The sequence below is a fragment of the Ectorhizobium quercum genome, from assembly GCF_026552795.1.
GTDB classification, from domain to species: domain Bacteria; phylum Pseudomonadota; class Alphaproteobacteria; order Rhizobiales; family Rhizobiaceae; genus Ectorhizobium; species Ectorhizobium quercum.
This window is the reverse complement of sequence record NZ_JANFPI010000006.1, coordinates 309328-320904: the sequence shown is the minus strand read 5'-3', so window position 1 is coordinate 320904 and position 11577 is coordinate 309328. Positions and strand designations below refer to the sequence as shown.

Here is an 11577-nt window from a genome sequence, read left to right as displayed (position 1 = left end):
GGAGCCGCGCCATGTCCGGACCCTGGAACGACTTCAACTCCGCGCAATCGAACACCAGCGTCATCCCGAAGGGCACGCTCGCCAAGGTGCGCCTGACGCTGCGTCCCGGCGGCTTCGACGACCCCTCGCAGGGCTGGACCGGCGGCTGGGCGCGTCGTGCCACCACCGGCGCCATCTATCTCGACGCCGAATACACCGTTCTCGAAGGACCCTATGCCCGGCGCAAGATCTGGTCGCTGATCGGCCTCTACAGCCCGAAGGGTCCGGACTGGGTCAACATGGGTCGCGGGCTGATCCGCGGTATCCTCAACTCGGCGCGCGGCGTGTCGGACAAGGACAACTCGCCCGAGGCGCAGGCCCGCCGCCGCATCAACGGCTTCGGCGATCTCGACGGGATCGAGTTTGTCGCCCGCATCGACATCGGTCAGGACACCAACGGCGAGGACAAGAACGAGATCCGCGCCGCGGTCACGCCCGATCACCGCGACTATGCCGCATTGATAGGCGCGGTCGCGCCGCAGTTCGCCGCCGCCCCGGCGCAGGGCCACGCTCCGCAGCAGTCCACCACGGCGTCCCAGTCCGGCCAGCCCGCTTCCGCCCCCGGCGTCGCCGGCCGGCCGAGCTGGGCGCAGTAAGGGGAGCCGGTCATGCGCCTGCGCCCCCGCCAGAAGACCTTCGTCGAGCGCAGCGTGGCTGCGCTCGCCTCGACGCCCACGATCCGGGGGCTGTCACGCATCGAGCGCGAGTTCGAGGCGTCGGATCAGCGACGCTACTTCGTGCCGTGCCCGCATTGCGGCGCGATGCAGTGGCTCAAGTTCGAGCGGCTGCGCTGGCAGAAGGGGCGGCCGGAGACGGCGGAGTATCACTGCGAAGGCTGCGACCGGCCCATCGCCGAGCATCACAAGACGGCCATGCTCGAGCGCGGCGAGTGGCGCGCGACGGCGGTAGCAAGCGATCCGACGACGGTCGGCTACCACCTCTCGGCCCTCTATTCGCCGGTGGGCTGGCTGAGCTGGCCCCGGATCGCACGCGGCTGGGAGGCGGCCCAAGGGTCGGACGAGGCGATCAAGGCGTTCCGCAACACAATCCTTGGCGAGACATGGGTCGAGAGTGGCGAAGCGCCGGACTGGCAACGGCTCTATGACCGGCGCGAGGCGTGGAAGCCCGGCATCGTGCCCGCGGGCGGGCTGTTCCTGACCGCCGGGGCCGACGTGCAGAAGGACCGGATCGAGGTCGATGTCTGGGCCTGGGGTCGCGGGCTCGAAAGCTGGCTCGTCGACCACGTCGTGATCGAGGGCGGGCCGGATCGGCACGACGCATGGTCGGAACTGACGGCGCTGCTGGACAGGTCCTGGCCGCACGAACGCGGCGCGCATCTGCGGATCGCGCGGCTCGCCATCGACACCGGCTACGAGGCCCCGGCAGTCTATGCCTGGTCGCGCAAGGTCGGCTTCGCGCAGGTGGCGCCGGTAAAGGGCGTCGAAGGCTTCAACCGTTCGAGCCCGGTCTCGGGTCCGACCTTCGTCGACGCGACCGAGGGCGGCCGCCGCCTGCGTCGCGGCGCCCGGCTCTGGACGGTAGCGGTCTCCACCTTCAAGGCCGAGACCTACCGCTTCCTGCGGCTTGATCGACCGACGGCAGAGGAACGCGCCGAGGGAGCGGCCTTTCCGCCCGGCACGATCCACCTGCCGACATGGGTCGAAAGCGAGTGGCTGAAGCAGGTCGTGGCCGAGCAGCTGGTGACGGTTCGCACGAAGCGCGGCTTCGCCCGGCTCGAATGGCAGAAGCTGCGCGAGCGCAACGAGGCGCTGGATTGCCGGGTCTATGCCCGCGCCGCCGCCTGGATCGCGGGCGCGGACCGCTGGCCGGATGAGAAATGGCGCGACCTCGAGGATCAGCTCGGGGCCGTGCCTTCAGGCGACACCGACCCGGCCGGGCAGATCAACCGATTCGGGCACGCCCCACAGGGAAAGCGCCGCTCTGACTGGCTCGGGCGGCGCGAAGGATGGTTTTGAACATGACCGACTGGACGGAAACCGAGCTTTCGGCGCTGCGCCGGGCCTATGCCAGCGGCACGACCCGCGTCAGCTATGACGGCAAGTCGGTGGACTATGGTTCGGCGGAGGATCTGCTCGCCCGCATCCGTACAATCGAGCGCGCCATCGCGGGTGTCGGCCGGCCGCTGCCGGTGGCCGGTCTCGCGGGCTTCTCGCGCGGGGATCGCTGATGGCCGTGAACTGGTTCGACCGTGCCATCGCGTCGGTCGCCCCGCGGGCCGCTGCACGTCGGGTGCTGGCGCGGCAGGCCTTCGAGACGCTCACGCGGGGCTATGACGGCGCTGCGCGAGGGCGTCGCACCGATGGCTGGCGCGCGCCCGGATCCTCGGCCGATACCGAGATCGGCATGGCCGGGGCGCTCCTGCGCGACCGGATGCGCGATCTCGTGCGCAACAACCCGCATGCGGCCAAGGCCGTGGCGGTGCTGGTGAACAATATCGTCGGCGCGGGGATCATGCCGCGCGCCGCCAGTGGCGACGAGGCGCTGGACCGCCGCGTCGACGATCTCTTCGAACGCTGGGCCGAGGCCTGCGATGCGGACGGCCAGCTCGATTTCTACGGGCTGCAGACCTTGATCTGCCGGGAGATGATCGAAGCGGGCGAAGTGCTGGTGCGTCGTCGCCTGCGGCGATCCTCGGACGGTCTCCCAGTCCCGTTGCAGCTTCAGGTGCTGGAGGCCGATTTCCTCGATGCCACGAAATCCGGCGCCATCGGCGCTGGTCGTCTCGTCCAGGGGATCGAGTTCGACCCTGTCGGCAAACGCCGGGCCTACTGGCTGTACAGCGAACACCCCGGCGATGCCTGGGGCATGCTTCAGGGCGGGCTCGGGTCTCGCCCGGTTCCGGCGACCGAGATCGCTCATGTCTACGAGAAGCAGCGCACGCAGGCGCGCGGCGTTCCATGGGGCGCGCCGGTGATCCGCAGCTTGCGTGATCTTGACGATTACGAGGTCGCCGAACTGGTCCGCAAGAAGACCGAGGCCTGCGTCACCGCCATCGTCTTCGGCGACGACGAGGCGCAGCAGAGCATCGCGCCCGCCGTGGTCGATGCCGACGGCAACCGGGTGGAGCAGTTCGAGCCGGGGCTGATCGCCTATGCCCGCGGCGGCAAGGACATCCGCTTCAATCAGCCCGAAGCCACCGGCGGCTATGGCGAATACAAGCGCGCCAGCCTGCACACAATCTCGGCCGGGTTCCGCGTGCCCTACGAGCTGCTGACCGGCGATCTGAGCCAGGTGAACTATTCCTCGATCCGGGCGGGGCTGGTGGAGTTCCGCCGGGTGATCGATGCGGTGCAGTGGCAGCTCTTCATCCCGATGCTCTGCGCCCCCGTCTGGCGCTGGTTCACCGAGGCCGCATGGGCGGCGGGCCAGATCCCAACACCGGAAGTGCCGGTGGAATGGTCGCCGCCGAAGTTCGAGGCGGTCGATCCGCAGAAAGATGCGATGGCGAACCTGCTGGCGATCCGCTCGGGCACCATGACTCTGGCCGAGGTGATCGCGCAGCAAGGCCGCAATCCCGACGCCGTGCTGGCTGAGATCGCCGCGACCAACGCCAAGCTCGACGCGCTCGGGCTGGTGCTCGACAGCGATCCCCGCCGCGTCACCAAGACCGGCAGCGCGCAGGCAGCCGATCCTGCGCAGGCCGACCAATAGGACTGACCCCATGGATACGATGATCGAACTGCCGGCCATGCGCCGGACGGCAGAGCTTGCGCCTAACAGCGTCGATACCGACGCCCGCACCGTCGAGGTGATCTGGTCGGCGGGCGCCCGCGTCCGCCGCGCCAGTTTCTTCGGCGAGTCCTATGACGAGGAGCTGAGCCTCGACCCCGCCCATGTGCGGCTCGAACGGCTGAACGCGGGCGCACCCTTCCTGAAGGTGCACGAGATCGACACGCTCGACGCCGTCATCGGTTCGGTCGTGCCGGGATCGGCGCGGATTGAGAACGGTCGCGGCATCGCGCAGGTGCGGATCAGCGAGCGCGCCGACGTCGAGCCGATCTGGCGCGACATCCAGGCCGGGCACATCCGCGCGGTGTCGATCGGCTACCAGGTCCATCGCTTCGACATCTCGAAACCCGATGGCGGGCGCGAGCTCTGGCGGGCGGTCGACTGGACGCCCTTCGAGATCTCGGCCGTGCCGGTCGGCGCCGATCCCGCTGCTGGCTTCCGCGCCAGGGGCGAACATCACGATTGCGTCCTCCATCGCTGGGACGCCCCCACAGAGCAAGGAGCATCCCCGATGACCGACAAGACCCCGGCCGCTCCGGCCGACCAGACCAACGAGACGGCAGCGACCGAGGAGACCACCATGACCGACGACAAGACCGGCGCGGCCGAGGCGCAGGCCCATGCCACCGACGCGCGCAGCCAGCCCGGGCCCTCGAACCAAAAGACCGCATCAGCGAAACCGGAAGCGCCCGACACCGAGGCTGTCGCCACCCGCGCCCGCGAGGCCGAACGCGATCGGGTCTCGACCATCTACGATCTCGCGGGCCGTCTGAACCTCGAGCGCAGCTTCGCCGAGGATCTGGTGAAGCGTGGCGTCAGTATCGACGAGGCCCGCCGTCTGATCCTCGATCAGGTCGCCGCGAAGTCGGACGAAACCCGGACCTTCGGCCAGGTGTCGATCCCGCTCGGCGGACGCGACGAGCGTATCACCCGTCGCGACGCGGTGGCTTCGGCGCTTCTGCACCGCTACAGCCCGACGCTGTTCCCGCTCGAGGATGCCGCGCGCCAGTATCGGGGCATGACGCTGCTGGAGCTCGCCCGCGAAAGCCTCGGCAATGCCGGGGTGAACACGCGGGGCCTGTCGCGCGACGAGGTGGCGACGCGGGCGCTGCATTCGACGTCCGACTTCCCCGAGATCCTCGCCGCCGTCACCAACAAGACGTTGCGCCAGGCCTACGAGGCCTATCCCCGCACCTTCATGCTGTTCTGCCGCCAGGTACTCGCCACCGACTTCAAGGCGATGCACCGGGTGCAGCTCGGCGAGGCGCCGCAGCTTCTGGAGGTCGGCGAGAGCGGCGAGTTCAAGCGCGGCACGCTCGGCGAGTCGAAGGAGAGCTACAAGGTCAAGACCTACGGCCGGGTGGTCGCAATCACCCGCCAGGTGCTCATCAACGACGATCTCGACGCCTTCACCCGGATTCCGGCGATGTACGGCAACTCCATCGCGCAACTGGAATCCGACGTGGTCTGGGGGATCGTCACCTCCAACCCGGCGATGGCCGACGGCACGGCGCTGTTCCATGCCAACCACAGGAACCTCGCGGGCACCGGCGCGGCGCTGGACGTCACCAGCGTCGGTGCTGCCCGTGCCGCGATGGCGAAACAGACCGGGCTCGACAAGAAGACGGTGCTGAACATCCGCCCCGCCTTCCTGATCGTGCCCGCCGCGCTGGAACTGAAGGCCGAGCGACTGGTCGCCCAGAACCTCGTGCCGGCGCAGAGCGGGAACGTGGTGCCGCAGTCGATTCGCACGCTGGCGCCGATCAGCGAGCCCCGGCTCGATGCCGCCAGCGAAACCGCCTGGTATCTGGCGGCGAGCCCGAACCAGATCGACACCATCGAATACGCCTATCTCGAGGGTCAGCAGGGCGCCTATATCGAGACGCGCAACGGCTTCGACGTCGACGGCGTCGAGATCAAGTGCCGCCTCGACTTCGGGGCCAAGGCCATCGACTGGCGCGGCCTCTACAAGAACCCGGGCGCGTAACGCGCACCCCATCCCGAACCCTGACATCCGGGTGGTCCTGGCGGGCCGCCCTTCGCTTTTCCGAAAGGACTCTCGCGATGAAAAACTACGTTCAGCCCGGCAACACCATCACCCTGACCGCGCCCTACGCCGTGACCTCCGGCGAGGGCCTGCTCGTCGGCTCCATCTTCGGCGTGGCCGCAGGCACCGCCGCCAGCGGCGAACCCGTCGAGACCGCGCTCGTCGGCGTCTTCGACCTGACGAAGGTCGGCAGCCAGGCATGGACCGTCGGCGCAAAGGTCTATTGGGACGATACCAACAAGCGCACCACGACCGTTTCGACCGACAACACGGCTATAGGTGTGGCCGTCGAGGCCGTGGCGAGCGGCGCGAGCGACACCATCGGCAGGGTGCGCCTGAACGCGAGCTTCTGATGAGAGCTTTCGCCGCCGCCATTGGCGCGCTCTTCGCCGATCCGAACATCGGGCGGGACGCGGTCTACATCGCCGATGGCGGCGTGTCCGTTCCGGTGCGCGTCGTCGCCCGACGGGCCGATGCGATCACTGACTTCGGTGATGCGCGGCTCTGGTCGGAAACAACGCGGATCGACCTGCGCGTGACCGAGGTTCCGAACCCGCATCCCGGTGATCGCATCGAGATCGGCAGCGGCGCCTTCCTCATCCAGGGCGAACCCGTCCGCGATCGCGAACGGCTCGTCTGGACCGTGGACCTGAGGCCCGCATGAAACTCGGCGTCAGCATCGTCGGCGATATCGTCCGCCTGATGGAAGCGGAGGTGGAGGCCGGGGAGAAGGCCGTCACCACGGCGATGCGCGATGCCGGGACCGGCCTCAAGACCGCCTGGCGCGCGCAGATCACCGGCGCAGGTCTCGGGGCGCGGCTTGCCCGCACCATCCGGTCGGAGCAGTTCCCAAAAGGTAGGACCAGCCTCAATGCGACGGCACTGGTCTGGTCGAAGGCCCCGGTGATCGTCGGCGCTCACGATACTGGCCCGCTGATCCGCTCGAGGAACGGGTTCTGGCTGGCGATCCCGACCCCTGCGGCGGGCAAGTCCCTGCGCGGCGGGCGGATCACTCCCGGTGAATGGGAACGTCGCACCGGCTTGCGCCTGCGCTTCGTCTATCGCCGGATGGGTCCGAGCCTGCTGGTCGCCGAGGGACGGCTGAACAAGAAGGGCCGTGCCGTCGCATCACGGTCGAAGACCGGCCGGGGACTGACCACCGTGCCGATCTTCCTGCTGGTCCCGCAGGTCAGGTTGACGAAGCGACTGGACCTCGCGCGGGATGCCGAACGGGCGCGCGATGCGGTGCCGGGGCTGATCGTGGCGAACTGGGTGGATGCCGGATGAAGATCACGGACGTGCAGCAGCAGCGTCGGCGCGCTCTCCACGCCGCCGACCGCGGGATCCCTCGATATCGCCCAGCCATTCGAGTGCGACTGGCTCCTTGCCCGGAAACTCGACCGTCAGCTTCAGGGAGCCGCCCATGGCGCGGACATAGCTCGCGAGCGTCGAGAGAAGGAGATCGCTCTGGCGCTCGTATTTCGCGACGGTTGCCTGCTGGACCCCCAAGGCTTCGGCAAGCTGCACCTGCGTCAACTCCCGCGCCTTGCGCAGTTCCTGCAAGGTCAGGTACTCGGTGTGCAGACGATCGGCCTCGGCCTCGATCCTTGCACGGCGTGCCGGGTCGAGGCTTGCGAGCTTGTCCTGAAGGCTGCGTGCCATGATCGTCATCCTTTCCGTCTGGCTAGGTGGCGGTCGAACCGCTCATCGGCCCGCGCGATCAGTTGCTTGTAGAAGCGCTTCTCGCTGCCACCCGACTTGTCTCCGCCGACGAGCAGGATCGCCTGCCGGTCGGGATCGAATGCGAAGGCGATGCGCCAGACGCCGCCGGCGGCACTGCAACGCAACTCCTTCATGTTCGCGTGCTTCGACCCGGTCAGAGTGTCGGCATGCGGACGTCCGAGCGACGGTCCCTCACGTTCGAGGAGCAGCACTCGGGCGAAGATCGCGTCTTGAACCTCCTCGTCGAGTTCATCGAACTCCGGCTCGAACTCGTCGGCGAAGGAAACGGTCCAGGGCATGCGATCCTCATGTCTTGGAAGCTATATAGCCTTGAAGCACTAATCTTGCAAGAACTGGCCTGAGCAGGCGCCGATGCCCTCCACTCGTGAAACCATCCTCGCCGCGCTGCATGCGCGGCTGTCGGCGCTGCCCGCTACCGCCCTGCGCGGCGAGGTGCTGCCCGAGCGCGTCCCCGCTGCTGGCCTGCTGATCCTCCGGGACGGCGGGCCCGGCGAGCCCGAGGTGACGCTCTCGCCCTTGCACTATCACTACCAGCACCGGGCCGAGATCGAAGCCGTGGTGCAGGGCGCGAACCGGGACACGGGTTTCGACACGCTCTGCGCCGGCGTCGGCGCGGCGCTTGCCGCCGACCGCACGCTCGGCGGTCTCTGCGACTGGGTCGAGGCAGAGGCTCCGCAGCCCGTCGATCTGCCGGTGGACGGCGCGGCCAGCCTGAAGGCGGCCGTCATTCCGGTCATTTTACACTACTCCGTTCCGGACCCGCTTGGCTGACCCCACAGTCAGTGCAGGTGCTGCGTTTGGCGGGCCGACAGTCCACTGGACTGTCGGCTGATCCGCCTCACTCCACGGCCGACCCGCTCGGCTGAACCCCTTCGACAAGGAGACCGACATGGCACGCGCCCAAGGGGCGCGGGCGCGGATGGCGCTCGCGTTCGAGACGACCTATGGCACGCCGCCCGGCAGCGGCTACACGAGGATGCCCTTTGCCAGCGCCACGCTCGGGGCGGAACAGCCGCTCCTGAACTCGGAGCTTCTGGGCTACGGCCGCGATCCTCTTGCGCCCATCAAGGACGCGGTGACCGCCGATGGCGATGTGGTGCTGCCGATCGACGCCGAGGCCTTCGGCTTCTGGTTGAAGGCGGCCTTCGGCGCGCCAACGACGACCGGCAGTTCCCCCGGTCCCTGGACCCACACCTTTCAATCGGGCGGATGGACCCTGCCCAGCATGGCGATCGAAACCGCCATGCCCGAGGTGCCGCGCTATGCGATGTATGCCGGCGTGGTGCTGGACCAGCTCAGCTGGCAGATGCAGCGCTCGGGCCTGCTCACCGCCACCGCGCGGCTGGTGGCGCAGGGCGAGACGGTGGCCACGAGCAGCAGCGCAGGAACATCGGCGGAGCTCGACCTGATCCGTTTCGGGCATTTCAACGGCGCGATCAAACGCAATGGCACCGCACTGGGCAACGTGATCTCGACCGAGATCACCTATGCCAACAATCTCGACCGGATCGAGACCATTCGCGCCGACGGCATGATTGACGGTGCCGATCCTTCCATCGCCGCGCTCACCGGCCGGACGGAAGTCCGCTTCGCCGACAGCACGCTAGTCACGCAGGCGATCAACGGCACGCCCTGCGAGCTGGAGTTTTCCTACACGCTCATCTCGGGCGAAAGCCTGACCGTCACCGTCCATGCCGTCTATCTGCCGCGCCCGCGCATCGAGATCGGCGGGCCCCAAGGCATCCAGGCCAGCTTCGACTGGCAGGCCGCGCGCGACGCCGCACTGGGGCGGATGTGCACCGCCGTTCTCGTCAACGACATCGAAAGCTACTAACCATGATCCGTCTCGACCTTTCCAGCAAGCCGAAATGGCTCGATCTCGGCCACGACCTGCGCCTGCACGTCCTGCCCGTCACCACCGCGATCATGGTCGCCGCACGCAACGATCCAGCGGTCGAGGCGCTGCCCGAGGAGGCGAGCAAAGAAGAACAGGCACTGGTCATGGCCAAGGCGGTCGCCCGCCGCGTGGTCACCGGCTGGGAAGGTGTCGGCGATGCCGACGGCAATCCCGTTCCCGTCACACCGGAAGGCATCGACGCGCTTTTGGACATCTGGCCGGTGTTCGAGTCTTTCCAGACCCGCTGCCTCGCGCCGCATCTGATGCTGGATGCGGAAAAAAACGGCTCCGCGCCCTCGCCGAATGGCACTTCGGCGGGGGCGAAAGCTACTGCGCGGCCTGCGAAGGCTCGTGCCCGGACTGCCCGGCGCGGGTGAACCATCCGGAAACTCCGGAAGGTTGGCAGGTCTGGGATCTGGCACAACGCCTGACCGGGCAGCTTCGCGTCACGGCCGGCATGGGCGGGACCATGGTGCTCGGCTGGGACATGACGGCGGCGCTCGCCATGGCGCGGGCGCTCGGGCTCGATCCGCTGATCGCCGCCGAATGCCTGCCCGAGATCGAGGCGGTGATGGTGCGCAAGCTCAACGAGCAGATGGCGTCTGGTGACCGGTCAGGGCCTGAAGATCAGATGCGATCCGTCCGGTCCCGGTAACCGCCCGCCGACGCGGTCTTCGCAATGCCGGCCAGATCGCCCCGTTCCGGCACCGGCATCAGCAGGATGCCGGTCCCCTTCGGGATGAGAGCAAAGACCTGACCGGCCTTCGATCCCCGGGCCGCCCGGACCGTTGCGGGGATCGTGATCTGGAATTTCGAGGACAGGATGGCGGTCTTGGACATGGCCCGAGTCTCCCTCGTTCGATGCCTCAGCGCAAGGCGAACGCCGCCACCCTTTCGGGAACAATGACCCATGGCCCAGAAACGAGTCTCCGTCCGCCTCGTCTCCGAGGGTGGCCGGCAGGTGAAGGCCGAGTTTCAGGGGATCGGCGACGCGGGCGAGAACAGTTTCAGGCGGATTGAGCGGCAGGCCGACATCACCGGCGCGGTGGTGCGCCGGGTCATGGGCGTTCTCGGCGCGGCGATCAGCACGCGCCAGCTCATCGCCTATGCCGACCAGTGGACCGACCTGCGCTCGCGTGTCGATCTCGCCACCGGTTCGCAGGAAGCGGGCGCGGCCGTCATGGACCGGCTCGCGGCCATGGCGCGCCGGACCTATTCGAGCCTCGGACAGACCACGGAGTCCTGGCTCGCCAATGCCACGGCGCTGCGCGAACTGGGGCTGACGACGGCGGAATCGCTGGATTTCACCGAGGCGCTGAACAACGCCATGGTCGTCTCCGGTGCGCGGGCCGAGCGCGCGGCCTCGGTGCAGAATGCGCTCTCGAAGGCCATGGCCCTCGGCACGCTCAGCGGAGACAACCTCAATACCGTGATCCAGAGCGGCGGACGGCTCGCGGAGCTGCTGGCGTCCGAGCTCGGCACCACCATCTCGGGCCTGCGCAACCTCGGTCAGCAGGGCGCGATCACCGGCGATGTCATCCGCACGGCGCTGATCGGCAATCTCGAACTGCTGCGCGAGGAAGCCGACAGCATGCCGGCGACCATCGGCGATGCCTTCACGCTGATCGGCAATGCCGCGCTGCAACTGATCGGGACCTGGGACCAGATGGCGGGCGCTTCCTCGGCGGTGGCCGAGGGGCTGATCCTTCTTGCCGACAATCTGGAAAGGCTCGCCGCCATCGGCATCGCCTTCGCCGGCTTCATGGCCGGACGCTGGGTCGCAGCCTTCGTCGCCGCCCGTGTCGCGACCTTCTGCGGGACCGGGCCGCATGGTGCCCGCGCTCGCATTCGCCAATGCCCCGCGCATGCATTCCGGGGGCTGGGCGGGGCTCAGGCCCGATGAAGTGCCTGCGATCCTGCAACGTGGCGAGCAGGTGCTCTCGCGGCGAGAGGCAGCGGGTTACGGCGCCACCGCCGCGCAGACTGTCAACGTCACGATCAATGCCCGCGATGCCGAGAGCTTCCGGCAGTCCCGCACGCAGATCGCGGCCGATATCGCCCGCGCGGTCTCGCTCGGCCGAAGGGGCATGTGAGGCATCGT

17 protein-coding genes are annotated in these 11577 nt (G+C 68.3%); 14 read left to right on the top strand and 3 right to left on the bottom strand.

Going from position 1 to position 11577, the window contains the following annotated elements; genetic code table 11:
- Positions 1 to 11 precede the first annotated feature (11 nt).
- From NOF55_RS18755 to NOF55_RS18720, 8 genes are all read left to right on the top strand, one after another.
- Positions 12 to 635, top strand: a complete 624-nt coding sequence (locus NOF55_RS18755; protein ID WP_306412637.1) for a hypothetical protein — start codon at positions 12 to 14, stop codon at positions 633 to 635.
- 12 nt (positions 636 to 647) lie between these two features.
- The gene (locus tag NOF55_RS18750) at positions 648 to 2015 is read left to right on the top strand and encodes a terminase gpA endonuclease subunit (protein WP_306412636.1); all 1368 of its coding nucleotides are present in this window, start codon (positions 648 to 650) and stop codon (positions 2013 to 2015) included.
- 2 nt (positions 2016 to 2017) lie between these two features.
- Entirely contained in the window at positions 2018 to 2227 is a 210-nt protein-coding gene (locus tag NOF55_RS18745) for a phage head-tail joining protein (protein ID WP_036706675.1), read from the top strand.
- Positions 2227 to 3711: a phage portal protein gene (locus NOF55_RS18740; protein WP_306412635.1), complete on the top strand. Its 1485-nt coding sequence runs from the start codon at positions 2227 to 2229 to the stop codon at positions 3709 to 3711. Before NOF55_RS18745 ends, NOF55_RS18740 begins: the two co-directional genes overlap by 1 nt.
- Positions 3712 to 3721: 10 nt before the next feature.
- On the top strand, positions 3722 to 5776 hold the full coding sequence (locus tag NOF55_RS18735; RefSeq protein WP_306412634.1) for a prohead protease/major capsid protein fusion protein: 2055 nt from the start codon (positions 3722 to 3724) through the stop codon (positions 5774 to 5776).
- Between the two features lie 77 nt (positions 5777 to 5853).
- Positions 5854 to 6189 (top strand): DUF2190 family protein, encoded by a 336-nt coding sequence (locus NOF55_RS18730; RefSeq protein WP_306412633.1) that lies wholly within the window; start codon positions 5854 to 5856, stop codon positions 6187 to 6189.
- Complete coding sequence (locus NOF55_RS18725; RefSeq protein ID WP_306412632.1) at positions 6189 to 6500, top strand: head-tail joining protein; 312 nt, start codon at positions 6189 to 6191, stop codon at positions 6498 to 6500. Before NOF55_RS18730 ends, NOF55_RS18725 begins: the two co-directional genes overlap by 1 nt.
- Positions 6497 to 7123: a DUF6441 family protein gene (locus NOF55_RS18720; RefSeq protein ID WP_306412631.1), complete on the top strand. Its 627-nt coding sequence runs from the start codon at positions 6497 to 6499 to the stop codon at positions 7121 to 7123. The genes NOF55_RS18725 and NOF55_RS18720 overlap by 4 nt, the downstream gene beginning before the upstream one ends.
- Positions 7124 to 7126: 3 nt before the next feature.
- Here NOF55_RS18720 and NOF55_RS18715 read toward each other — a convergent pair whose 3' ends face one another.
- Together NOF55_RS18715 and NOF55_RS18710 are read right to left on the bottom strand one after the other, a co-directional pair.
- A complete protein-coding gene (locus NOF55_RS18715; RefSeq protein ID WP_306412630.1) occupies positions 7127 to 7498 on the bottom strand; it encodes a helix-turn-helix domain-containing protein in 372 nt (123 codons plus the stop codon).
- 5 nt (positions 7499 to 7503) lie between these two features.
- Positions 7504 to 7857 (bottom strand): type II toxin-antitoxin system RelE/ParE family toxin, encoded by a 354-nt coding sequence (locus tag NOF55_RS18710; protein ID WP_306412629.1) that lies wholly within the window; start codon positions 7855 to 7857, stop codon positions 7504 to 7506.
- Positions 7858 to 7930: 73 nt separating this feature from the next.
- On the opposite strand from NOF55_RS18710, the gene NOF55_RS18705 reads away from it, so the two are divergent.
- The 4 genes from NOF55_RS18705 (at position 7931) to NOF55_RS18690 (ending at position 10131) form a co-directional block, all read left to right on the top strand.
- Positions 7931 to 8350, top strand: a complete 420-nt coding sequence (locus NOF55_RS18705; RefSeq protein WP_306412628.1) for a hypothetical protein — start codon at positions 7931 to 7933, stop codon at positions 8348 to 8350.
- 118 nt (positions 8351 to 8468) lie between these two features.
- A complete protein-coding gene (locus tag NOF55_RS18700) occupies positions 8469 to 9413 on the top strand; it encodes a phage tail tube protein (RefSeq protein WP_306412627.1) in 945 nt (314 codons plus the stop codon).
- Positions 9414 to 9415: 2 nt separating this feature from the next.
- The gene (locus NOF55_RS18695; protein ID WP_306412626.1) at positions 9416 to 9853 is read left to right on the top strand and encodes a phage-derived protein YdaY family protein; all 438 of its coding nucleotides are present in this window, start codon (positions 9416 to 9418) and stop codon (positions 9851 to 9853) included.
- On the top strand, positions 9850 to 10131 hold the full coding sequence (locus NOF55_RS18690; RefSeq protein ID WP_306412625.1) for a DUF7697 family protein: 282 nt from the start codon (positions 9850 to 9852) through the stop codon (positions 10129 to 10131). The genes NOF55_RS18695 and NOF55_RS18690 overlap by 4 nt, the downstream gene beginning before the upstream one ends.
- On the opposite strand, the gene NOF55_RS18685 is transcribed toward NOF55_RS18690, so the two are convergent.
- Positions 10104 to 10316: an AbrB/MazE/SpoVT family DNA-binding domain-containing protein gene (locus tag NOF55_RS18685; RefSeq protein WP_306412624.1), complete on the bottom strand. Its 213-nt coding sequence runs from the start codon at positions 10314 to 10316 to the stop codon at positions 10104 to 10106. The genes NOF55_RS18690 and NOF55_RS18685 overlap by 28 nt on opposite strands.
- A gap of 70 nt (positions 10317 to 10386) precedes the next feature.
- Between NOF55_RS18685 and NOF55_RS18680 the strand changes: the two genes are divergently transcribed.
- Positions 10387 to 11379, top strand: coding sequence for a tape measure protein (locus NOF55_RS18680; RefSeq protein ID WP_306412623.1), 993 nt, complete (start codon positions 10387 to 10389; stop codon positions 11377 to 11379).
- Between the two features lies 1 nt (position 11380).
- The gene (locus NOF55_RS18675) at positions 11381 to 11569 is read left to right on the top strand and encodes a hypothetical protein (RefSeq protein WP_306412622.1); all 189 of its coding nucleotides are present in this window, start codon (positions 11381 to 11383) and stop codon (positions 11567 to 11569) included.
- The last annotated feature ends 8 nt before the right edge of the window (positions 11570 to 11577 follow it).